The sequence below is a fragment of the Blautia sp. MSK.20.85 genome (genome assembly GCF_013317245.1).
Lineage (GTDB): Bacteria > Bacillota > Clostridia > Lachnospirales > Lachnospiraceae > Blautia_A.
This window is the reverse complement of sequence record NZ_JAAIUN010000102.1, coordinates 1-546: the sequence shown is the minus strand read 5'-3', so window position 1 is coordinate 546 and position 546 is coordinate 1. Positions and strand designations below refer to the sequence as shown.

Below are 546 nucleotides of genomic sequence, written 5' to 3'. Positions count from 1 at the left end.
ATTCAAAGTTGATAAAGAAACAGGAAAAGCAGTACCACAGGGAGATGCCACACTGAAAGGTGCAGTTTATGGTCTGTATGCCCGTGAAGATATCGTGCATCCGGACGGAGCAACTGGAACTATTTATAAAGCAGGAGAACAGGTAGCATCTCTTACAACAGATGACAAAGGACAGTCTTCTGTAAAAGGTTTATATCTTGGCAAATATTATGTCAAAGAGATCACACCGCCGACCGGATACCTGGCAGATACAGAAGAGCATGATCTTGTGTGCAGTTATGAAGGAGATATGACAGCAGAAGTAAAAAGAGAGTGCACTTCCAGTGAGCAGGTCATCAAACAGCCATTTCAGATCATCAAAGCAGCCAACAATGGAAAGACCGATGCAGATCTGTTATCCGGAGCCGGATTTACAGTTTATCTGAAATCTTCCCTTACAAAGAAAGCAGATGGAAGCTATGATTTTGATTCTGCCAAACCAGTAGTGAGTAGAGAAAATGGAGCAACTGAGATTTTCACAGATGAAAAAGGGTATGCCTGCAGTAT

1 protein-coding gene is annotated in these 546 nt (G+C 42.3%); it reads left to right on the top strand.

What is annotated here, in order from left to right; genetic code table 11:
* On the top strand, positions 1–546 hold a 546-nt coding region (locus tag G5B12_RS17090), incomplete at both ends, for a prealbumin-like fold domain-containing protein (RefSeq protein WP_174088968.1).